General features: G+C 72.8%; 18 protein-coding genes. 12 read left to right on the forward strand and 6 right to left on the reverse strand.

The genetic code is table 11. The features are described from left to right. Nucleotides 1–43 precede the first annotated feature (43 nt). From KME66_RS21065 to KME66_RS21075, 3 genes are all read left to right on the forward strand, one after another. The gene (locus KME66_RS21065) at nucleotides 44–1,120 is read left to right on the forward strand and encodes an ABC transporter ATP-binding protein (protein ID WP_253208433.1); all 1,077 of its coding nucleotides are present in this window, start codon (nucleotides 44–46) and stop codon (nucleotides 1,118–1,120) included. 86 nt (nucleotides 1,121–1,206) lie between these two features. After that, on the forward strand, nucleotides 1,207–1,962 hold the full coding sequence (locus tag KME66_RS21070; protein WP_073225425.1) for an ABC transporter permease: 756 nt from the start codon (nucleotides 1,207–1,209) through the stop codon (nucleotides 1,960–1,962). Then, a complete protein-coding gene (locus KME66_RS21075; RefSeq protein ID WP_216324803.1) occupies nucleotides 1,959–3,941 on the forward strand; it encodes a TOMM precursor leader peptide-binding protein in 1,983 nt (660 codons plus the stop codon). The genes KME66_RS21070 and KME66_RS21075 overlap by 4 nt, the downstream gene beginning before the upstream one ends. Before the next feature lie 77 nt (nucleotides 3,942–4,018). On the opposite strand, the gene KME66_RS21080 is transcribed toward KME66_RS21075, so the two are convergent. Then, on the reverse strand, nucleotides 4,019–4,195 hold the full coding sequence (locus tag KME66_RS21080; RefSeq protein WP_010059803.1) for a thiazolylpeptide-type bacteriocin: 177 nt from the start codon (nucleotides 4,193–4,195) through the stop codon (nucleotides 4,019–4,021). A gap of 184 nt (nucleotides 4,196–4,379) precedes the next feature. Here KME66_RS21080 and KME66_RS21085 point away from each other — a divergent pair, with 184 nt between their 5' ends. Beyond that, on the forward strand, nucleotides 4,380–5,900 hold the full coding sequence (locus KME66_RS21085; RefSeq protein ID WP_253208434.1) for an amidohydrolase: 1,521 nt from the start codon (nucleotides 4,380–4,382) through the stop codon (nucleotides 5,898–5,900). Beyond that, a complete protein-coding gene (locus KME66_RS21090) occupies nucleotides 5,897–6,175 on the forward strand; it encodes a hypothetical protein (RefSeq protein WP_073225430.1) in 279 nt (92 codons plus the stop codon). The genes KME66_RS21085 and KME66_RS21090 overlap by 4 nt, the downstream gene beginning before the upstream one ends. Before the next feature lie 130 nt (nucleotides 6,176–6,305). On the opposite strand, the gene KME66_RS21095 is transcribed toward KME66_RS21090, so the two are convergent. Then, nucleotides 6,306–7,313 carry a helix-turn-helix transcriptional regulator gene (locus tag KME66_RS21095; protein ID WP_216324806.1) on the reverse strand — a complete coding sequence of 336 codons (1,008 nt, stop codon included), beginning with the start codon at nucleotides 7,311–7,313 and terminating at the stop codon, nucleotides 6,306–6,308. Between the two features lie 437 nt (nucleotides 7,314–7,750). Between KME66_RS21095 and mfd the strand changes: the two genes are divergently transcribed. Then, nucleotides 7,751–11,284 (forward strand): transcription-repair coupling factor, encoded by a 3,534-nt coding sequence (gene mfd / locus KME66_RS21100; RefSeq protein WP_216324810.1) that lies wholly within the window; start codon nucleotides 7,751–7,753, stop codon nucleotides 11,282–11,284. Nucleotides 11,285–11,362: 78 nt separating this feature from the next. On the opposite strand, the gene KME66_RS21105 is transcribed toward mfd, so the two are convergent. After that, nucleotides 11,363–11,755, reverse strand: coding sequence for an ATP-binding protein (locus tag KME66_RS21105; protein WP_216324812.1), 393 nt, complete (start codon nucleotides 11,753–11,755; stop codon nucleotides 11,363–11,365). A gap of 143 nt (nucleotides 11,756–11,898) precedes the next feature. On the opposite strand from KME66_RS21105, the gene KME66_RS21110 reads away from it, so the two are divergent. Genes KME66_RS21110 through KME66_RS21120 form a run of 3 tightly spaced genes read left to right on the forward strand, consistent with a single transcriptional unit; the run spans nucleotide 11,899 to nucleotide 15,330 of the window. Further along, nucleotides 11,899–12,441 (forward strand): GntR family transcriptional regulator, encoded by a 543-nt coding sequence (locus KME66_RS21110; protein WP_216329522.1) that lies wholly within the window; start codon nucleotides 11,899–11,901, stop codon nucleotides 12,439–12,441. After that, the gene (locus KME66_RS21115) at nucleotides 12,438–13,217 is read left to right on the forward strand and encodes a GntR family transcriptional regulator (protein WP_216324815.1); all 780 of its coding nucleotides are present in this window, start codon (nucleotides 12,438–12,440) and stop codon (nucleotides 13,215–13,217) included. The genes KME66_RS21110 and KME66_RS21115 overlap by 4 nt, the downstream gene beginning before the upstream one ends. 52 nt (nucleotides 13,218–13,269) lie before the next feature. Next, complete coding sequence (locus KME66_RS21120; RefSeq protein ID WP_253208610.1) at nucleotides 13,270–15,330, forward strand: NACHT domain-containing protein; 2,061 nt, start codon at nucleotides 13,270–13,272, stop codon at nucleotides 15,328–15,330. Between the two features lie 130 nt (nucleotides 15,331–15,460). Here the strand turns inward: KME66_RS21120 and KME66_RS21125 are convergent, their stop codons facing one another. Beyond that, nucleotides 15,461–16,042: a TetR/AcrR family transcriptional regulator gene (locus KME66_RS21125; protein ID WP_216324821.1), complete on the reverse strand. Its 582-nt coding sequence runs from the start codon at nucleotides 16,040–16,042 to the stop codon at nucleotides 15,461–15,463. Nucleotides 16,043–16,167: 125 nt separating this feature from the next. On the opposite strand from KME66_RS21125, the gene KME66_RS21130 reads away from it, so the two are divergent. Both KME66_RS21130 and KME66_RS21135 read left to right on the forward strand, forming a co-directional pair. Next, nucleotides 16,168–17,037, forward strand: a complete 870-nt coding sequence (locus KME66_RS21130; protein ID WP_216324824.1) for a hypothetical protein — start codon at nucleotides 16,168–16,170, stop codon at nucleotides 17,035–17,037. Between the two features lie 189 nt (nucleotides 17,038–17,226). After that, nucleotides 17,227–18,042 (forward strand): HNH endonuclease family protein, encoded by an 816-nt coding sequence (locus KME66_RS21135; protein ID WP_178379104.1) that lies wholly within the window; start codon nucleotides 17,227–17,229, stop codon nucleotides 18,040–18,042. Between the two features lies 1 nt (nucleotide 18,043). On the opposite strand, the gene KME66_RS21140 is transcribed toward KME66_RS21135, so the two are convergent. After that, nucleotides 18,044–18,613: a GNAT family N-acetyltransferase gene (locus KME66_RS21140; RefSeq protein ID WP_216324827.1), complete on the reverse strand. Its 570-nt coding sequence runs from the start codon at nucleotides 18,611–18,613 to the stop codon at nucleotides 18,044–18,046. Between the two features lie 102 nt (nucleotides 18,614–18,715). Here KME66_RS21140 and KME66_RS21145 point away from each other — a divergent pair, with 102 nt between their 5' ends. Then, nucleotides 18,716–19,462, forward strand: coding sequence for a GNAT family N-acetyltransferase (locus tag KME66_RS21145; protein WP_216324830.1), 747 nt, complete (start codon nucleotides 18,716–18,718; stop codon nucleotides 19,460–19,462). Nucleotides 19,463–19,581: 119 nt separating this feature from the next. Here KME66_RS21145 and KME66_RS21150 read toward each other — a convergent pair whose 3' ends face one another. After that, entirely contained in the window at nucleotides 19,582–20,310 is a 729-nt protein-coding gene (locus KME66_RS21150; protein ID WP_216324833.1) for a hypothetical protein, read from the reverse strand. Nucleotides 20,311–20,474: the final 164 nt, after the last annotated feature.

Below are 20,474 nucleotides of genomic sequence, written 5' to 3' on the forward strand. Positions count from 1 at the left end.
AGTCCCAATCCCGGGACCGCTGTTCCCCATCGAGGAGAGTTCCATGACGTCCACCGCCCCCCGCCTCCCCCAGGACCCCCCGGCCGGGCCGTCCGCCGGTCCCGCCGTCGCCCTGACCGAGGTCCGCAAGACGTACGGGGCCACCCGGGCCGTCGACGGGGTCTCGCTGACCGTCGAGCGCGGGGAGTTCTTCGGGCTGCTCGGGCCCAACGGGGCGGGCAAGACGACCCTCGTCGAGATCATGGAGGGGCAGCGGCGGGCCGACTCCGGCACGGTGGCGGTCCTGGGGACGAGCCCCTGGCCGCGCAACACCGCCCTGCTGCCCCGGCTCGGTGTGCAGACCCAGGCCTCGGCGTTCTTCGTCCGGCTCACCGCCCGCGAGCACCTGGCCACCGTGGCCGCCCTCTACCGGTGCGACGCGGCGGCCGCCGAACGCACGCTCGCCTCCGTCGGCCTCACCGAGCAGGGCGACACCCGGGTCGACGACCTCTCCGGCGGGCAGCGGCAGCGGCTCGCCATCGCCTCCGCCCTGGTCCACGACCCCGAACTGATCTTCCTGGACGAGCCGACCGCCGCCCTCGACCCGCAGGCCCGCCGCTCGCTCTGGCAGGTCCTGCGCGACCTCAAGGGCCAGGGCCGCACCATCGTCTACACCACCCACCACCTGGACGAGGCCGAGGCGCTCTGCGACCGGGTCGCCATCATGGTCGCGGGCCGGGTCGCGGCGCTGGACAGCCCCGGCAGCCTGATCGCCGCCGCCGCCCCGACGACCCGGCTGCTGGTCCCGGCCGGCCGCCTCACGCCGGGACAGGCCCGCGCCATCGAGGACGTGGACCGGGTGACCGAGGAGGGCGGCTCGCTCGTGCTGGAGACCCTCGCCGCGGGCCGGGTCCTGGCCGCCGTCGACGCGATCACGGGGCTCCAGGGCGTACAGACCAGGACGGCGAGCCTGGAGGACGTGTACCTGGATCTCACCGGAACCGGAAGCGGCACCGAAACCGGGACCGTGGCCGAAACCGGCACCGGCACCGGCCCCGGCACCGGCACCGGAACAGGCACGGGCCCCGGCCCCGGCACGAGCGCCGGACCCGGATCCGGCCCCGGCGCCCCGCAGCCCTGACCCCGGCCGGTCGGCTTCACTCCCCCCCCCCCGACGCACGTACAGCGATCCAGCGATCCAGCGTTCCAGCGATACGGAGACACCCCATGAGCGCCTACACCGCGCTGAGCCAGGCCGGGTACCGGGCCTACACCCGCGACCGCACCACCCTCTTCTTCACCTTCGCCTTCCCGCTGATCTTCCTGGTCGTCTTCGGGCTGATCTTCCACGGCCAGACGGTCGAGGAGAGCGGCAAGCCCTACATCAACTACATCGCGCCCGGCGTGCTGTCCTGGGGCGTCGCCAACGCCGCCGTCTTCGGCGTCGGGTTCGTGCTCATGCAGTGGCGGCGCGACGACATCCTCCGGCTGATCCGGATGACGCCCACCCCGGTGTCCGCCGTCCTCGCCTCCCGCTACGTCCTGGCCCTGGCCATCGGGGCCGTCCAGGCGGCCCTCTTCGTCGCCGTGGCCCTGCTGCCCTCCTTCGGGCTGCGGCTGGACGGCCGCTGGCCGCTCGCCCTGCCCGTGCTGGTGCTCGGCATCACCGCGTTCCTCGCGCTCGGCGTCATCGTCGGCAGCTATGCCAAGACCCCCGAGGCGGTCGCCGCCGTCGCCAACTGCCTGATGATTCCCATGGCGTTCCTGTCCGGCTCGTTCTTCCCGCTGGACGCCATGCCCGGCTGGATGCAGTCCCTCTCCCGGATCCTGCCCCTGCGCTACCTCAACGACGGGATCTCCGGCGCGCTGACCGGCGACGGCTCCCTGACGGACATCGGCGTCGCCTGCGCCGTCCTCGCCGGATTCGCCCTCGTCCTCGGCGCGGTGGCGCTGAAGACCTTCCGCTGGAGCGACAAGTCATGACGACGGCCACCGCCCCGACCCCGCTGGACGCGGCACGCGCCCGGCTCCAGTCCGCGCTGTCGGCGCGCCACGCGGAGACGCCCGGCGGGGGAGGCCCGCCCGCGCCGTACGTGGTGCCGCTCGGGGCCGCCGACGTCCTCGGCTTCGGCCTCCCGGACCCGTACGCCGCCACCCGGCCCGCCGCCACCGTGCAGCTGACCTCCCGGGCCGTCCTCATCGGCCCCTGGGGCGGCGCACCCGACGCCGCCGTCTGCGGCCAGTGCCTGGCGATGCGCTGGCAGCGGCTGCGGAGCCGGTCGGAGCGGGAGGCCCTGGAAGTGGGGTACGAGCCGCGGGGAGCCGTGGCCTGGCCGGTGCTCACGGACCACGCGGTGGACGCTGTGTGGGCGACGTACCGCGCGGTCCTCACGGACCTTCCCGGCGCCCCGGGGCGGTCCGGCCCCGAGGCCTCCGCCGCTGCCACCGCGACCCCCGCCGACCGGGCGCTTCCCCGGGTCACCCGGGTCGACCTCGTCACCCTCGCCACGGCGACCTTCCCGCTGCTGCCCGAACCCCTGTGCCCCGCCTGCGTCCACGAGGTCCCGGACACGGCGGAGGCTGCCCGTATGACCCTGGCCCCCGCGCCCAAACCGGACCCCGGCACCTACCGCCTGCGCACTCTGGACTCCTATCCGCTGCCGACCGCCGCCCTCGCCAACCCGGTGTGCGGCGCGCTGGGCTCCGACATCTGGATCAACCCCACGTCCACCACCACCGCCCCGGTCGCCGGCACCCACTTCGTCCGCGGCTACGCCGGTCTCAACGACGTCACCTGGAGCGGCCAGGCCAACCGGTACGCCACCAGCCGCACCCTCGCCCACCTGGAGGGCCTGGAGCGGTACGCGGGCACCCACCGCCGACGCGGCACGACCCCGGTCCTCGACAGCTACCGCAACCTCGCCGGCCAGGCCCTGAACCCCGCCGACTGCGGCTTCTACACTCCTCGGACGTACGCCACCGACCCCCTGGTCAGCCCCTTCGCCCCGGACCGGCCGATCCCGTGGGTCTGGGGCCACTCCCTGCGCGACGACGCCCCGATCCTCGTCCCGGCCCGGCTCGCCCACTACAGCGCGGGCGTCGACGCGGACAACTTCGTCTTCGAATGCTCCAACGGCTGTGCCACCGGGGGCAGCCTGGAGGAGGCGATCCTCTTCGGACTCCTCGAACTCGTCGAGCGGGACGCCTTCCTCCTCGCCTGGTACGGCCGGGCACGCCTCACCGAGATCGACCTCACCGGCGCGACAGCCCCCGCCGTCCGACCGATGCTCGACCGGGCGGCCCTGCACGGCTACGACGTACACGCCTTCGACACCCGGATGGACCTCGCGGTCCCCGTCGTCACCGCCCTCGCGGTACGCCGGGACGGCGGCCCCGGCACCCTGTCCTTCAGCGCGGCGGCCGGCTTCGACCCGGCGGACACGGTCGAGGCCGCCCTGTCCGAAGTGCTCACCTACATCCCGCACCTGCCCTACCAGGTGGCCGAACGCCGGGCCGAACTGGAGGAGATGGAGAAGGACTTCACCAAGGTCCGGCACCTCAAGGACCACGCCCAGCTCTACGGACTGCCGTCGATGGCCCGGCACGCCGCCGAGTACCTGGAGCCGGCCGCCGTGCTCCCGGCGGCGGAGGTGTTCGCCGACTGGGAGCCGCTGCGCCCCCGCACCGGCGATCTGCTGGACGACCTGCGGTTGCTGCGGGACGAGTTGACGGGGACGGGGTACGACGTCATCGCCGTCGACCAGACGACGCCGGAGCAGCACCGGATGGGCCTGCACACCGTCTCCACCGTCGTCCCCGGGCTGCTGCCGCTGGACTTCGGCTGGAGCAGGCAGCGGGCTCTGCACCTGCCCCGGCTGCGGACCGCGCCGCGGGCGGCGGGCCGGCGGACCGACGACCTGCCGGAGGCGGAGATCCGGGCCGTCCCGCACCCGTTCCCGTGAGCGGCCCGCGCACCACGTGCGACAGCCCCCTCCGACCGACGGAGGGGGCCGGCGCACGAGCGGGCCGAGCAGTGGTCTCAGGCGCTGCAGGAGGTGGTGCTGGTGGTGCTGGAGCAGGTCGACGTCGAGGAGCACGACGTGGAACCGGCGAGGACGACCTCGGAGGCGTCGGAGTAGTCCGAGATCTCGAAGGTCTCCGACTCCAGCTCCAGGATCTCGTCGGCGAGGGTGGCGAGTTCGGTCTTGGGCGTCATGGCGGTCTCCCTGGTCCCGTGGGGGCCCGGCCGGCCGTTCCGGTCCGGTGCCCGGGTGCAGGACCCATTGCAGGGGCGGCCGCTGTCAGATCGGCCGCGGTTTCGCTGTCACATCGCTGACATCCGGTGGCAGGGCGACGGCGTGGCACGTGACAGCCGTACGGAACAGGCTCGTTGAGCAGAGATGAGGTGCGCGGTGGTCACAGCGGCGAGAGCGGCGGAGAACGCGGACGACGGCAGGCACGGGGACGGGCGCGCGGGGAGCGGAACGGCGTCGGGCGACGCGCACACGGCGGGTGGGACGGAGGCGGCGGGGACCCCGGGCAGCGCGGCCCCCGCGTCCGGGCCCCTGCCGCGCCCCCTGCTCCGCTCCGCCGTCGAGCTCTACCTCGACCTGCACGCCCACCCCGAACTCTCCGGCCACGAGCACCGCACCGCCGACCGCCTCGCCGCCCGGCTCGCGGACCACGGCTGTACGGTCACCCGTTCCGTGGGCGGCGGCCACGGACTCGTCGGGGTCCTGCGCAACGGCCCCGGACCCACCGTGCTGCTGCGCACCGAGTTGGACGCGCTGCCCGTCACCGAGGCCACCGGACTCCCGTACGCCAGCACCGTGCCCGGCGCCATGCACGCCTGCGGCCACGACCTGCACATCGCGGCGGTCACCGGCGCGGTCGCCCTCCTCGCCGCCTCCCGGGACGCCTGGCGGGGCACGGTCCTCGTCGTCGGCCAGCCCGAGGAGGAGACGCTGAGCGGGGCCCGGTCCCTGCTGGAGGACGGCAGGCTGTACGAGCGGTTCGGCGTCCCCGACGCGGTCCTGGCCCAGCACGCCGCCCCGCTCCCCGCCGGGACCCTCGCCCACGCCCCGGCCGGCGGGCCGCCCCTGATGGCGGGCAGCATCGCCGTCGAGGCGGTCCTGCACGGGCGGGGAGGCCACGCGGCCACCCCGCACCTCAACCTCGACCCGGTCCTGATGGCCGCCGCCACCGTGCTGCGGCTGCGCACCGTGGTCGCCGAGGAGACCGCGCCCGCCGAGCAGGCCGTGCTCACCGTCGGCTCGGTGCGGGCGGGCGATCGCGGCAACATCACCCCGGACCACGCCGAACTCTCGCTCACCATCCGGGCGTTCACGGAACCGGCGCTCGACCGGTTGGTGGCCGCCGCCGAACGGGCCGTCCGGGCCGAGGCCGACGCGTCCGGAGCCCCGCGCGTCCCCGGGTTCACCGTCACCGCCCGCTCGCCCGCCCTGCGCCCCGACCCGGCGCTCACGGCCCGGGTACGCCGGGCCCACGAGGCGCTCCTCGGCCCCGGCCGGGTGCTGGACCTCGCCGGGTCGGCGGCCACCGAGGACTTCCCGCACTTCGCGGCGGGCGGCGTCCCGGCCGCGTACTGGATGCTCGGGACCACCGGGGCCGGCCCCTGGCGGGCGGCCCGCGCCGGGGGCGACCCCGTACCGCCCAACCACGCACCCGGCTTCGCCCCCGACGTCAGGGCCGCCCTGCCCGTCGGCATCACGGCCCTGGCGGCGGCGGCCCGGCAGGTGCTGGCCCCGGGGCCCGCCGGCGACCGGAGACCGGGCCGCGGTCCGGGCCCGGAGACGGATCGGGGGACGGGTCGTGTGCCGGGCCAGGAGGCGGACTGCGGGACGGGCCGTGCGCCGGGCCAGGGCACGGACCCGGGGCCCGGCCGAAGGACGGCGCCATGACGGCCCGCCGGACCGCCCGGACCGCCCCGGCCGGGGTCGCCCGCATCGTCGTCGTACGCCGCGACCGCGCGGCCCCCACCGGGTGGACCACCGTCGTGCGGCTGCTGGGACTGCTCCCGGGGCACTGGGCCTGCCACCCCGAGGTGGGGCAGGACCGGGTGGTGCTGCGGTTCGAGCTGACCGGGGCGGCGGACGCGTCGGCGGTGCGGCGGGCGGTGTCCCGCGTCCTGGCCGACACGGCCCTGTGCGGCTGGGCGGAGGAGCCGGGGGCGTAGGGGGCCGTCCGCCGGTCAGATGCCGGCCCACGGGTCCCGGGAGCCGTCCGCCGGTCAGGTGCCGGCCCACGGGTCCCGGGAGCCGTCCGCCGGTCAGGTGCCGGGCCGCGGTCCCGGGACCGCCCGCCGGTCAGATCCAGCCGCGTTCGCGGGCCAGCAGCGCGGCCTGCGCCCGGCTCGCCGCGCCGAGCGTCTGCAGCAGGTCGGCGACATGGCGCCGGTAGGTCCGCACCGACACCCCCAGCTCCCGCGCGCCCGCCTCGTCCTTGCCCACCGTGCACATCGACACGAGCACGCGGCGCTCGATGCCGGAAGGGCGGGGGGCGGCCGCGTCCTCACCGCTCTCCGCGTCGCCGACGGCCCGCGACAGGTCGTCGGCCTGGTCCCAGATCCGTTCGAACAGGGAGATGATGTTGGAGACCAGCCCGCTGCGGTGGGCCAGGAGCGCGCCCCGCGCGGTGTCGCGCGGGTCCAGCGGGACGAGCGCCGCCCGGCGGTCGTAGACGAGCAGCCGCTCCGTGGTGTCCGGCGTCACCCGGATCGCCGCCCCGTGCTCGGCCAGCTCCCGCAGATAGGCGGCGGTCGGCGGATCCTTCAGCGCCGTGCTGGAGACGACGTTGCGGATCCGCACCCCGCGCCGCAGGCAGCGCAGGTCCAGCGGGCGGGAGCGGGCGATGTTCTCCGCAGACAGCCGGGCGTACGGTTCCACGGACAGGATCTCGTCCCGGGCGAAGAACGCGAGATCGTCGATCCGGTTGCGGATCTGGGCGAGCCCCTCCAACTGCTCGATGCCCTGCGGGTGGGGTGTGCGGGCCCCCTGCTCCGCGCGTAGACCGTCAATGACGTGCCGCGACCGGGTGACGCGCTGCAGCTCCCGGTGGAGCGCGGCCAGCCGTACGTCCACCAGCCGGGCCAGTGCCACCTCGGGGTCCGCCGGGAAGATCCGCCGCTCCGCGTCCTCGGTGTGCAGCAGCCCCATCTCCTGGAGCCGGGTGATCCGGGCCCGGGTCTCGCCGGGCCGGGAGTGCAGCAGGAGGTGGAGGTCGTCGGTGCGGGTTCCGGGGTTGCGGAGGAAGTGCCGGTAGATCTCCTCCTCGGCCTCCGGGACCCCGAAGACAGACATCTCGTTCTCGCCCACGTACGCCCCCGATGTCTGAATTCCGTGGGGCCGCGCACCGAGGGGATCGCCCCGTGCCGCCCGCCCCGGCCGCTGCCCGTTCCGCCCGTGCCCGGTACTGCCTGTGTGACGCTCTCGGAACACCTTGCCGTGAAGGGTCGGGCACAGACTAGACGCTGCGCTCACTCCTGTGAGGGGCCCCGGCACAACTGTGTGCGATACGGAGATGAACGGTGCGCGACCGTCGACGAGCGGCGGAGGGTCGTCGATGAGCGGCGGGCCCGGCAGCGCGGGCGGCCGGGGCGTCCTGGCCGGTTGCGGGCGCGGCTGTCACCCCCGGGTCGTAACCTGGAGACCCCCGGTGCGTCCCACGTGTCGGGCCCTTCGCGTTGTCCGGGCAGCAGCCGGCTGCCGGCAGCGTCCGAACCACCGCTGATCTGACCCCGGACGGAAACTTCATGAGCCTGCACGGTCTGCTGGATGTCGTCGTTACGGACCCGGCGCTCGCCGAGGCGGTGAAGGCCGCCGGAGACGGGCACCGGGCCCACGTCGACCTGGTGGGCCCGCCCGGCGCGCGCCCGTTCGCCGTGGCCGCGCTGGCCCGGCGGACCGGCCGGACCGTCCTGGCCGTCACCGCCACGGGCCGCGAGGCCGAGGACCTGGCCGCGGCCCTGCGTACGCTGCTGCCGCCGGACACGGTCGCGGAGTACCCCTCCTGGGAGACCCTGCCGCACGAGCGGCTCTCGCCCCGCTCGGACACCGTGGGCCGCCGCCTCGCCGTGCTGCGCCGCCTGGCGCACCCCCGCGAGGACGCCCCGGAGACCGGCCCGGTCTCGGTCGTCGTCGCCCCGATCCGCTCCGTGCTCCAGCCGCAGGTCAAGGGGCTCGGCGACCTGGAGCCGGTGAGCCTGGCGAGCGGGCAGAGCGCGGACCTGGGGGAGGTGGTGGACGCGCTGGCGGCCGCCGCGTACTCCCGGGTGGAACTGGTCGAGAAGCGCGGTGAGTTCGCCGTACGCGGCGGGATCCTGGACGTCTTCCCGCCGACCGAGGAACACCCCCTGCGGGTGGAGTTCTGGGGCGACGAGGTCGAGGAGATCCGCTACTTCAAGATCGCCGACCAGCGGTCGCTGGAGGTCGCCGCGCACGGGCTGTGGGCCCCGCCCTGCCGCGAGCTGCTGCTGACCGACCAGGTGCGGGAGCGGGCGGCGGCCCTCGCCGAGGCCCATCCGGAGCTGGGCGAACTGCTCGGCAGGATCGCGGAGGGCATCGCGGTCGAGGGCATGGAGTCCCTCGCCCCGGTCCTCGTCGACGACATGGAACTGCTGCTCGACGTGCTGCCGAAGGACGCGATGGCGATCGTCTGCGACCCGGAGCGGGTGCGGACGCGGGCGGCCGACCTGGTCGCCACCAGCCAGGAGTTCCTCCAGGCGTCGTGGGCGGCGAGCGCGGGCGGCGGCGAGGCCCCGATCGACGTGGGCGCGGCCTCGCTGTGGGGCATCGCGGACGTCCGGGACCGGGCGCGCGAGCTGGGCATGATGTGGTGGACGGTCTCCCCGTTCGCGGCCGACGCCGCCGACCACGACGACGACACCCTCCAGCTCTCCATGCACGCCCCCGAGGCGTACCGGGGGGACACCGCCCGGGCGCTCGCCGACACCAAGGGCTGGCTGGCCGACGGCTGGCGCACGGTGTACGTCACGGAGGGCCAGGGGCTCGCCTCCCGTACGGTCGAGGTGCTGAGCGGCGAGGGCATCGCCGCCCGCCTCGACGCGGACCTCACCGAGATCGCCCCGTCCCTGGTGCACGTCTCCTGCGGGGCCATCGAGCAGGGGTTCGTCGACCCGGCGCTGAAGCTGGCGGTGCTCACCGAGACCGACCTGACCGGCCAGCGCACGGCCACCAAGGACCTCGGCCGGATGCCGGCCCGCCGCCGGAAGACGATCGACCCGCTGACGCTGGAGGTCGGCGACTACATCGTCCACGAACAGCACGGCGTCGGCCGGTACGTGGAGATGGTGCAGCGCACGGTCCAGGGCGCGACCCGCGAGTACCTCCTCGTCGAGTACGCCCCGGCCAAGCGCGGCCAGCCCGGCGACCGCCTCTACATCCCGACGGACCAGCTGGAGCAGGTCACCAAGTACGTCGGCGGCGAGGCCCCGACGCTGCACCGGCTGGGCGGCGCGGACTGGACGAAGACGAAGCAGCGGGCGAAGAAGGCGGTCAAGGAGATCGCCGCCGACCTGATCAAGCTGTACAGCGCGCGCATGGCGGCCCCCGGCCACTCCTTCGGCGCGGACACCCCCTGGCAGCGGGAGCTGGAGGACGCCTTCCCGTACGCGGAGACGCCCGACCAGCTGTCCACGATCGCCGAGGTCAAGGAGGACATGGAGAAGACGGTCCCCATGGACCGGCTGATCTGCGGCGACGTCGGCTACGGCAAGACGGAGATCGCGGTCCGGGCGGCGTTCAAGGCGGTCCAGGACGGCAAGCAGGTGGCGGTCCTGGTCCCCACGACCCTCCTGGTCCAGCAGCACTACGGCACGTTCACCGAGCGGTACTCCCAGTTCCCGGTCAACGTCCGGGCCCTGAGCCGCTTCCAGTCGGAATCGGAGTCGAAGGCCACCCTGGAAGGCCTGAAGGACGGCTCGGTCGACCTGGTCATCGGCACGCACCGCCTGTTCTCCTCCGAGACGAAGTTCAAGGACCTCGGCCTGGTCATCGTGGACGAGGAGCAGCGGTTCGGCGTCGAGCACAAGGAGCAGCTGAAGAAGCTCCGAGCCAACGTCGACGTGCTCACGATGTCCGCGACCCCCATCCCCCGTACGCTCGAAATGGCGGTCACCGGCATCCGCGAGATGTCCACGATCACCACCCCGCCGGAGGAGCGCCACCCGGTCCTCACCTTCGTCGGCCCCTACGAGGAGAAGCAGATCGGCGCGGCGATCCGCCGCGAACTGCTCCGCGAGGGCCAGGTCTTCTACATCCACAACCGGGTCGAGTCCATCGACCGGGCCGCCGCCCGCCTCCGCGAGATCGTCCCCGAGGCGCGCATCGCCACGGCACACGGCCAGATGTCCGAACAGGCCCTGGAACAGGTGGTGGTGGACTTCTGGGAGAAGAAGTTCGACGTCCTGGTCTCCACGACGATCGTCGAGTCGGGCATCGACATCTCCAACGCCAACACCCTGATCGTGGAGCGCGGCGACAACTTCGGCCTCTCCCAACTGCACCAGCTGCGCGGCCGGGTGGGCCGAGGCCGCGACCGGGGCTACGCCTACTTCCTGTACCCGCCGGAGAAGCCCCTCACGGAGACGGCCCACGAGCGCCTGGCCACGATCGCCCAGCACACGGAGATGGGCGCGGGCATGTACGTGGCGATGAAGGACCTGGAGATCCGTGGCGCGGGCAACCTGCTGGGCGGCGAGCAGTCCGGCCACATCGCCGGCGTCGGCTTCGACCTGTACGTCCGTATGGTCGGCGAGGCCGTCGCCGACTACCGGGCCCAGATGGAGGGCGGAGTCGAGGAGGAGCCGCCGCTGGAGGTCAAGATCGAGCTCCCGGTCGACGCGCACGTCCCGCACGACTACGCCCCCGGCGAGCGCCTGCGCCTCCAGGCGTACCGCGCGATCGCCTCGGCCTCCTCGGAGGACGACATCCGGGCGGTTCGCGAGGAGCTGACGGACCGCTACGGCCCCCTGCCCGAACCCGTGGAGAACCTCCTCCTGGTCGCCGGCCTGCGCATGCTCTCCCGCGCCTGCGGAGTCGGCGAGATCGTCCTCCAGGGCTCCAACATCCGCTTCGCCCCGGTGGAACTGCGCGAGTCCCAGGAGCTGCGCCTCAAGCGCCTGCACCCCAAGACGGTCATCAAGCCGGCCGCCCACCAGATCCTGGTCCCGCGCCCGACGACGGGCAAGATCGGCGGCAAGCCGGTCATCGGCCGCGAACTGCTGGCGTGGACGGGGGAGTTCCTGACGACGATCCTGGGGTCGTAGCTCTCCGGGGGCGCCGCGAACGATCGGGCTCCGCCGGGTTAGCTCACCCGGCGGGGCCCGATGCGTCTGCCGTGGCCGCTACGGCGACGCGGGCCGCTTGAACGCGGCCCACACCGTCTTGCCCGCGACGTGCTGGTCGATGCCGAAGTCTGCGGTGAGTTCGCTGACGAGGAACAGCCCGCGCCCTGAGCAAGTGCTCGCGTCAGCGTGCTGAACCTCCGGCCGCCCGTCGCCGCTGTCCCGGACCTCCAGCCGTACGAGGTCGTCCGTCAGATCGAGCCGGACGGCGAATTCCCGTCCCGGTGGAGCGCCGTGGAGCAGGGCGTTGGTAGCCAGTTCCGAGGCGCAGAGCTCTATGTCGTCGATCAGATCCGTGAGCTGCCATTCCCGGAGGACGTGGACGACGAAATCGCGTGAGGCACCGACGGATGTGCGCCGTCGGGGGAAGCGCCGTAACTGCGAAGAGGACACGGTGGTTCACCGCCTTGCTCGTGGGTCGCAACGAAGCGACCGTACTGCTATTCGCGAAAGGTGGCAAGGTGCTCTTTGGGGTGTTCGACGGAGTCGCCTACCGTGTGCACCGGCAAGGTCCGTCGTCGGTGAAGGAGGAGTCCATGGGCGAGGGTGAAGTGATCAGCGCGTCTACTCGCTACCTGGCGCCGACGGAGGCGGACGGAGGTGACGCCTGGAGCGCCGAGGCGGCGTCGGTGGGGCGGCGGGGCGCGCAGAAGATCGTGAGTGCCGGTGAAATCTCCGCCCCGGAGGGCGTGGCCGACCTGCTCGCGGTGGAACAGGGCGGACAGGTGGTTGTGCGGCGGCGGATCATGTATCTCGACGGCGAACCGTGCGAGTTGACCGATACCTATTACCCCGTGGAGATCGCGCGGGGTACGGGGCTGGCCGGCACGGCGAAGATCCGAGGAGGGGCTGTCCGGCTGCTCGCCGAACTCGGTTACGTCGGCACCCGGGCGCAGGAGGACGTCGCAGCCCGCATGCCGTCCGAAAATGAGCGGGCGTCTCTGTCGCTCAAGGGGGACGAGCCGGTGCTCGAACTGACCCGGCTCACCCTGGACGCCGATGGTCGGCCCATCCAGGTCGATGTGATGGTCATGCCTTCCCGGGGCCAGAAGCTGCGGTACGAGATCAGGATCGGATGACGGTGCACGGACCGGAGACGGAAGAGGCGGACGGCCGTCCGCTGCACGAGCGGATCGCTGCCGATCTGCGGGACGACATCATGTCCGGGAACGTGGCTCCGGGTGACAGCCTGCCGTCCACAGCGCGGCTGAGGGAGCGGTTCGGCGCCGCGAACGCCACCGTTCAGAAGGCTCTGCAACTCCTCAAGAGTGAGCACCTCGTGGTCGGCAGGGCAGGCGCGTCGGTGACCGTACGCGAACATCGCCAGCGCACGATGCGGCCCGCCGCGTACATGGCCCCGTCCGCGTCGGGAGAGCCGTACCGCTGGCTGACCGAGGCGGCGAATTCCGGCACGCGCGCCCGCAGCACCCTCCTGGACGTCGCGGAGGCCGAGACTCCGGCGGATGTCGCGGACGCGCTGGGGCTCCCACCGGGCGGCACCGCGATCCTCCGTCGCCAACTCCTGTCGATCGACGACGAACCCGCCGAACTTGTCTCCTCCTACTACCCGCTGGGCATCGCCGACGGCACGGCCATCACCGAACGCCGCCGCATCCCGGGAGGCACACCCACCCTCCTGGCCTCGCTCGGCTACCCGCCCCGGCTCAGCGTCGACCGGGTCTCGGCGCGCGTGGCGACGCAGGAGCAGTACCGGCTGCTCCGGCTTCCCGGGGATCTGCCGGTCCTGCGTACGCTGCGGGTGGTGTTCAGCGACGACGACCGTCCCATTGAGGCCACGGTGATGGTCAAGGCGGGTCACCTGTACGAGGTTCAGTACGAGCTCACGCCTGAGTGACGCCCGGGCGCTCTCCCCCTGGATGTCGGCGGGGGATGGCAGAGTGGCATGGATGAAGGGGAACCGGCAGGCAGGGCGGCGAGCCCGAACCGCTTTCATCCTGGGTACGTGCGCCGTGCTGGTGCTCTGCCTGACGTACGTACTGGGCTTCGGCGAGGGGGCCAAGAACCTGGCGGACCGGGCGGTCGTGGTCAGTGCAGCGCTGGGTGTCCTGACGCTGGCCCTCACCTCTTGGCGAGGTACGGGAGCTGTTCCCGCAGAGGACGGAGCGGTCCTGGCAGGGAGACTCGCGCAGGCGGTGACGGGTGCGGAGCTGTTGTCGCGGCGCGTCATCGGCGACGACCGGATTCCCGTGCGCGTCTCGTTCACTTTCCGGGCTTCCTCGCACGCGAGGAGCGCGACGAGGCCCCTGGTTCCGAACGGAACGCTGGACGGGCTGGTCGCGGACTACCGGGCCGTCCACCCCCGCCGTCTGGTGATCACGGGACAGCCGGGGGCCGGCAAGTCCGTGCTGGCGCGCGCGTTCGTCGCGGAGCTCAACGGAAACCGCGCGGAGGGGGAACCGGTGCCTGTGCTGCTGCCGCTCGGTGACTGGGGGCGGCAGGAGCTCTTCCGCGACTGGGTCGTCAGGCATCTCGTGCGGGACTACGGCAGCACCTCCGCGCACGCTGCCCAGTTGATGGACTCGGGCCTGGTGCTCCCCGTCCTCGACGGACTCGACGAGCTGGACGAGCCGGGTGTGCCGATCCCGGAGTCACGAGCGCAGCAGGTGCTGGACGCGTTGACCGGCTACCAGAGGGGGTTGGAGCCGGCGCCGGTGGTGCTGACCTGCCGAACCGACCTGTACGAGGTCCTGGAGGCATCCGGCAGGCCCGTGCTGGACGCCGCCCGGGTGGAGATCGATCCGGTGGAGGCGCAGGAAGCGGTTCGCTTCCTCGCGATGCGCCAGGGCGCCGTTCACCGAGAGGAGGATTGGCGCCCGGTTCTGGACGAGTTGCGTGCACATCCGCACGGAGTCCTGGCTCGATCGCTCTCAACGCCGTGGCGGCTGGTGGCGATGGCGACGGCTTACGAACGGGTGAACGATCCTGCGGAGTTGCTGGAAGCCAGGACGGAACAGGAAGTCACGGACAGGGTGTTCGCTCATTTCGCCCCGGCGTCCGTGCACGCCGTCGACGAGGAGCCTCGGCACTCCCCGGAGAGGGTGCACGTCTGGTTGCACCGGCTGGCCCTGCAACTGGAGTCGCAGGGCAATGGGGCGAGCACCCTTGTGCTGCCGGATGTGGCGCGGTCCCCTGGAGCCCTGCCTTCCCGGATGCTGTACGCCGCGACAGTTGGCCTCCTCACCCTGCTCACGCTGTGGGCCTTCCTTGTGAACGGAACCCGTGGGGGCGGGGAGTGGGGCGTCTCGTTGTTCGTTGCCGTCATGGCGGTGCTGGCCCTGATGCACCTGCGTCCCTGTGGTTTCCGCTTGGTCGAACGATCAGACATGTGGTTGCCGCCGTGGCGCAGCCCCCTGTGGGCGGTGGCGGCGAAGACGGCCTTGACGGGACGTAACTGCTGGGGCGCGCTGGTGGCGGCCATCCTGCCCGTCATGATCCTTTGGCGATCGTGGGCCCCGGATCAGCTTGGCGGAGTCGGCGACTGGGCCTTGGCGTTGGCCGTGCTGCCCATGCCTACGCTGTTTGTCGGGCTCCTCGCGGGGAACGTCCTGGATGCCGCTGCCGTCGGCCCCTCCGGCTGGCCTCGCGGGGGCGCCTTCGCTGCACTCGTCCTGTGGTGGCCTGCTGTCGTTCTTCTGGCCATGGGCCTGAGGGTGGGTCTTGAGCCGACCGACTGCTTGCCCCTTCTGGCGGTGTTCGGATTGCTCTCCTGTGCAGTCATCGGTGACGCGGCCTTGTACCTGTGCTGGTTGCTGGTCCACTTCCGCCGCGTCCCGTTCAGACTGAGCCGCTTCCTGGACTGGTGCCATGCGGCGGGGCTGATCCGGATCACGGGCGGCGTTTACCAGTTCCGGCACCGTGAGTTCCAGGAGTGGCTCGCGCGCCATCCCGTTCCGCTCACGCGTCCCACCGAACCCGCGCATGACTCCGCTACGGTCCGGACTCCGTAGCGGAGTTTCGGGTGGGCCGCTCACCCCATCGGGCTGCCGCCGGGCGCCTGTACCGGCGAGAAGGACGCCCTCCACCCGGGGGGGCCTCGGTGTCGCGCCCGGCATGGTGGGGCAGTCCATCAGGGGCTCTTCAACCGTCGCGACGCCTCTCCGGCGCGAAGACCGACGAGGCCAGCGACCGGAACGCCTCCTCCGGATCCCGGCCCGCCATCGCGTCCGCCAGGTTGCCGGTGAGCAGCAGTGTCGCGAAGCCGTGGGCCAGCGACCACGCGGCCACCCCCGTCAGCCGGTCGTCCTCGCCCCGCCCGGCCGACGGGAGATCCACCACGCCGGAGCGCAGCGCCTCGGTCGCCCGGGCGCGGGCGGCCAGCAGGTCCGGGTCGTCGGCGCGGTGCAGGTCCGGCTGGAACATCACCTGGAAGTGCGCGGGGTGCGTCGTCGCGAACCGTACGTACGCCACGCCCCGCTCCCGCAGGTCCGGCGCTCCGGCCAGCGCGTCGGCGAACAGGGCGTACCCCTCGGCGGCCACGGCGGTCAGCAGGCCCGTCCGGTCCTTGAAGTGGTGCGCGGGCGCGGCGTGCGAGACGCCCGCCCTGCGGGCCAGATCGCGCAGGCTCAGGGCGGCGGGGCCCTCGGTCGCGATGACGTCGAGGGCGGCGGTCAGGATGGCGCGCCGCAGATCGCCGTGGTGGTAGGTGCGCTCGCTGGTCATGGACAGCACCCTACCCGCCATCTAGACATTGACAAGTTCGAGTGGAGTGCGCATGCTGAAGGTCAGATCTAGACATTGACTAGATGGGTGATTCCCGTCCGGGACGCCCGGGAGAGGCGCAGATCATGACCGGAGAACCGGCTCGCGTGCGGCAGATGTGGCACCTCGTGGAGCCCCTGCACGCCGTCCTGTACTACGCCCCCGAAGCCTTCGAGGAGGCCGCCGCGCTGGGGTACGACACCGGGGAGCGCTGGGCGAGCTACTTCGCCTGGCGGGCGGCTCCGCTGGGGGCGGCGGGCGCCGGCGAGGCGGTACGGACGTTCCACAGCTTCGCCCCGGAGATGGTGGGCCGGCATGTGCCGGCCGCCTGGACGGTCGCCGGCCCGGACGCCGTGCGCGCGGCCCGGCTGCGGGCGGTCGACCGGACCTACCGGGCGCTGTTCGGGGACCAGGTGGAGGGGCCGGAGTTCGCGGAGGCCGCCGCCCTGGCCCGTCGCGCGGCGGAGGCGGCTGCCCCGGGCATCCCCGGTGGCCTCGGAGCCGCCAACTCCGCCCTGCCCTGGCCCGACGCCCCGCATCTGGCGCTCTGGCAGGCGGCGACCGTCCTGCGCGAACACCGGGGCGACGGGCACATCGCCGCGCTGGCCGGGGCCGGCCTCGACCCGGTCGAGTCGCTGGTGTCCTTCGCGGCGATCGGCGCGGCCCCCACGGAGGTCTTCGCGAGCCGGGGGTGGAGCTCCCGGGAGTGGGACGCGGCCGGGCTGCGGCTCCAGGAGCGCGGGCTGCTCGCGGCGGACGGGACGGCCACGGACGCGGGGCGCGAACTGCGCGCGCAGGTGGAACGGCGCACCGACGAGGAGGCCGCCGCGCCGTGGCGGGCGCTGGGGGAGCCGGGGCGCGAGCGGCTGGTGGAGCTGCTGGGGGAGCCGTGGCTGAAGGTCATCGGCTCGGGGCTGCTGCCGTCCGAGAACACCCTCGGCATCGGGAAGGTGTGACCCGGCCGCGGAGCACGTCCTCGGTGTCGGGAAGGTGTGACCCGGTCGTGGAGAACGCCCTCGGCGTCGCGAAGGTGACCCGGCCGCAGAGGACTGTGCGGTGAAGCGCAGTCATGGAATCCGCACCGACGGGGAAGACGCCCATAGGATTCTCCGCGTTCGGCTTTCTCCCCGTCAGGACGGCTTCACGTGATAGCTCCCGGTACGCACCACCGCCGTACACACCACCGTCGTACACACCGAGCGGCGGCCCTGCCCGCCGTCGGCGCCCTCGTCGTGCTCGCCCTGGCGGGCTGCGACCCCGACGACCTCTCCGCCGAGGGCGGCGGCGCGAGCGCCGGGACCAACGGCGGAGCGCAGTCCGCCGAGGGCTTCGGCGCCAGCCCGCTGGACAACCCGGACGGTACGAAGCCGGGCCTGGCGCCCCTCACCGGCGACGCGGACCGGGCCGCCGCCCGGAAGCTCATCGAGAAGGTGGCAACCAAGGGGCGCGGCCCGAAGACCGGCTACGAGCGGGACAAGTTCGGCTACGCCTGGAAGGACGGCGTCGACGGCATCCCGCTCGCCCGCAACGGCTGCGACACCCGCAACGACCTGCTCGCCCGCGACGGCAAGGACGTCGAGCACAAGGCGGGTTCCGACTGCATCGTCATGGCGATGACGCTCCAGGACCCCTACACCGGCGAGACCATCGACTGGCGCAAGCAGCAGGCGACCAAGGTGCAGATCGACCATGTGATGCCGCTGTCCTACGACTGGCAGATGGGTGCCGCCCGCTGGAACGAGTCCAAGCGTGAGCAGATCGCCAACGACCCGCTCAACCTCCTCCCGGTGGACGGCCCGGCCAACAACGCCAAGCGCGACTCCGGTCCCGCCTCCTGGCTCCCGCCGTACAAGCCGATCCGCTGCTCGTACGCGGTGCGGTTCGCGCAGGTCTCGCTGAAGTACGAACTCCCGGTCACGACGGCCGACAAGGAGACCATGCTCGCGCAGTGCGGCGGCTGAGTCAGGGCGTGCGCACGGCCCGGCCGGGAGCGTCCCCGCCCAGCTCCTTGACCAGGAAGCGGGCCGGGTCCGCGACCTCGTGGCGGACGCCGTTGTCGTCGAGGTACGCGTACCGGTCCAGATAGCGGCAGCCGGTCTCCCGGTAGCCGATCCGCAGGTAGAGCGCGGCCGCCCGGTGGTTGTCGTCGTCCACGCCCAGGCCCACCAGGGCGTGCCCGGCGTCCCGGACCCGCTCCTCCGCCGCCCGGATCAACGCCGTGCCGATGCCCCGGGAGCGCAGCTCCGGCGGCCAGATACCGAGGCCGTTCAGCTCCGGGCAGCCGGGGAAGCGGGCCTGCACCTCGGGAGCCGCGCAGCCCTGCCACAGGACCTGCGCCGTTCCCACGGGCACGTCGTCATCGGCCCAGGCGGTCAGGAAGGCGCTGAGTCCCTGCTCCTGCCGGTCGAACCGGGCCGCGTGCCGCCGGGTCCGGCCGGGCGAGGGCATGTGCCGCTCCAGCACATCGAGGTCCGCCGCCCGGCAGAGCCGGACACGCACGGATCCGGGGGAGCCCGGTGAGGTCGTCGTCATGCGGCGAGAGCGTAACCCGGGCCGCCGCGGCCCACCGGAGATTATGTTCCCCGCACCGATAATCGCTGGTCGGAGCGGTACGGGTTGCCTAGGGTCACGCGCATGGAGCTGAACATCACCACCCTCGCCGAGCGTCCCGAGCTCGCCGGCGCCCTGGACGGAATGCCGGACACCTGGCCGGAGTTCGTGCTGGAGGACATCGTCGGCTGGGCCAACTTCGCCCGGATCGCGGTGGAGTTCCCCGAGTTCGTGCTGGTCGCCACCGACCCCGAGGGGGCCGTGATCGCCCGTGCCTACAGCGTGCCCTTCGCGCTGGACGCCCCCGGACGCGGTGAACTGCCCGTCAGCGGCTGGGACCGGATGCTGCTGTGGGCCTTCGCCGACCTCCGGCGCGGGCGGACGCCCGACACGGTCGGCGCGATCGAGATCACGGTGGCCACCGGCCACCAGGGCAAGGGGATATCGGGGCGGATGCTCGCCGCGATGCGGGACAACGCGCGGCGGCACGGCTTCCGTGAGGTCGTCGCGCCCGTGCGGCCGAGCGGCAAGCACCTCGTGTCGGGTCTGTCGATGGAGGAGTACGCCCGGCTGACCCGGGCCGGTGACGGGCTGCCCGAGGACCCCTGGCTGCGGGTCCACGTCCGGGCGGGCGGGACGGTGGACTCGGTCGCCACCGTGTCGATGACGGTGAGCGGCACGCTCGCGCAGTGGCGGGAATGGACCGGGCTGCCGTTCGACACGGACGGTCCGGTGGAGGTGCCGGGCGCACTCGTCCCGGTGCACTGCGCCCTCGCCCACGGGTACGCGGTGTACGTCGAGCCCAACGTCTGGGTACGGCACCGGCTCTGACGGCGAACCGCGCGTCCGGGGCGTCGCCCGCCTCCGCGCTCCTCGTCATCGCCAGGCAGCCCCCCCCCCCGCGCGCACGGCCCGGGGCGCTCCCGCCCCGGACAGCTCCGGGCTGAGGCCTACTGCTCCAGGTCGACGATGTCCTTCGCGGCGGGCTTCTCCGCCACGACCGGCACGTCGAAGTCGGACAGGTTCATCGTCATCGGCTCCTCGCCGCCCCGGGACGTGATGCGCAGGACGTACGGGTCACCTTCGGTGGCGACGTCGATGGTGTAGGTCTCCTTGCCCTCCTTCTCCGTCAGCCGCATGGCCGGCGCACCCGCGACCTTCGTGGGGCCCTCCTTCTTCGCGGCGTTGTCGCTCGCCTCGAACTCCTTCAGGAGCCCCTTCAGGTCGCAGAACTCGATGGAGTCCTCGGTGTCCGGGTCGGACGCCTTCGACTCCGTCCAGCGGCCCGCGAGCAGTTCGACCGCCGCATCCACGTCCTCCTTGGGCTCGCCCTCCGCCTGCTCGCGCAGCAGGGCCTCGTCGAACCTCGTGTAGACCGTGTCGCCGGTCTTCACGACGTCCATCACGCCCTCGCCGCCCATGCTCATCGTCCCGGTGCAGTCGCCGCCGAGACTCGACGCGAAGTCGGCCTTGATCCGGCCCTCGGGGGTGGTCATGTCGATGCCTATGCGCAGGGACTTCACCCCGTTCGTCTGATCGAAGGCCTTGTTGACGACCTCCGGACCCGACTGGCCCGCGAACGGTCCGGTCTCCTTCGGGGAGTCCGTGCCGCAGGCGGCGAGACCGGCCAGGGTCAGCGCGCAGAGGGTGTTGACGGAGATACGGGTGACGAGACGCATGGGTCAGGCTCCGGAAGGAGGGGCGCGAGGCGCGCCGGACAGCGGATGAGGAACGCCCCTGGAGGAACACCCCTTTCGGGATTCCCTGCGGTGGCGGGTCAATAAGAGCAAAGCTTGTGAACCGAGTCAACACTGTTCACGTCAGATGTGTCGGGCAACGGCCC

This window comes from Streptomyces sp. YPW6 (assembly GCF_018866325.1).
In the GTDB taxonomy this organism is placed as follows: Bacteria; Actinomycetota; Actinomycetes; order Streptomycetales; family Streptomycetaceae; genus Streptomyces.

What these genes read in the sequence shown, in the direction of transcription:
- KME66_RS21080 (WP_010059803.1), bottom strand. Translation starts at nt 4,195, where the DNA reads ATGACGCCCAAGACCGAACTCGCCACCCTCGCCGACGAGATCCTGGAG.
- KME66_RS21110 (WP_216329522.1), top strand. Translation starts at nt 11,899, where the DNA reads ATGGGCGAGGGTGAAGTGATCAGCGCGTCTACTCGCTACCTGGCGCCG.
- KME66_RS21145 (WP_216324830.1), top strand. Translation starts at nt 18,716, where the DNA reads ATGGAGCTGAACATCACCACCCTCGCCGAGCGTCCCGAGCTCGCCGGC.
- KME66_RS21125 (WP_216324821.1), bottom strand. Translation starts at nt 16,042, where the DNA reads ATGACCAGCGAGCGCACCTACCACCACGGCGATCTGCGGCGCGCCATC.
- KME66_RS21070 (WP_073225425.1), top strand. Translation starts at nt 1,207, where the DNA reads ATGAGCGCCTACACCGCGCTGAGCCAGGCCGGGTACCGGGCCTACACC.
- KME66_RS21115 (WP_216324815.1), top strand. Translation starts at nt 12,438, where the DNA reads ATGACGGTGCACGGACCGGAGACGGAAGAGGCGGACGGCCGTCCGCTG.
- KME66_RS21130 (WP_216324824.1), top strand. Translation starts at nt 16,168, where the DNA reads ATGACCGGAGAACCGGCTCGCGTGCGGCAGATGTGGCACCTCGTGGAG.
- mfd (WP_216324810.1), top strand. Translation starts at nt 7,751, where the DNA reads ATGAGCCTGCACGGTCTGCTGGATGTCGTCGTTACGGACCCGGCGCTC.
- KME66_RS21090 (WP_073225430.1), top strand. Translation starts at nt 5,897, where the DNA reads ATGACGGCCCGCCGGACCGCCCGGACCGCCCCGGCCGGGGTCGCCCGC.
- KME66_RS21150 (WP_216324833.1), bottom strand. Translation starts at nt 20,310, where the DNA reads ATGCGTCTCGTCACCCGTATCTCCGTCAACACCCTCTGCGCGCTGACC.
- KME66_RS21140 (WP_216324827.1), bottom strand. Translation starts at nt 18,613, where the DNA reads ATGACGACGACCTCACCGGGCTCCCCCGGATCCGTGCGTGTCCGGCTC.
- KME66_RS21120 (WP_253208610.1), top strand. Translation starts at nt 13,270, where the DNA reads ATGAAGGGGAACCGGCAGGCAGGGCGGCGAGCCCGAACCGCTTTCATC.
- KME66_RS21075 (WP_216324803.1), top strand. Translation starts at nt 1,959, where the DNA reads ATGACGACGGCCACCGCCCCGACCCCGCTGGACGCGGCACGCGCCCGG.
- KME66_RS21085 (WP_253208434.1), top strand. Translation starts at nt 4,380, where the DNA reads ATGAGGTGCGCGGTGGTCACAGCGGCGAGAGCGGCGGAGAACGCGGAC.
- KME66_RS21065 (WP_253208433.1), top strand. Translation starts at nt 44, where the DNA reads ATGACGTCCACCGCCCCCCGCCTCCCCCAGGACCCCCCGGCCGGGCCG.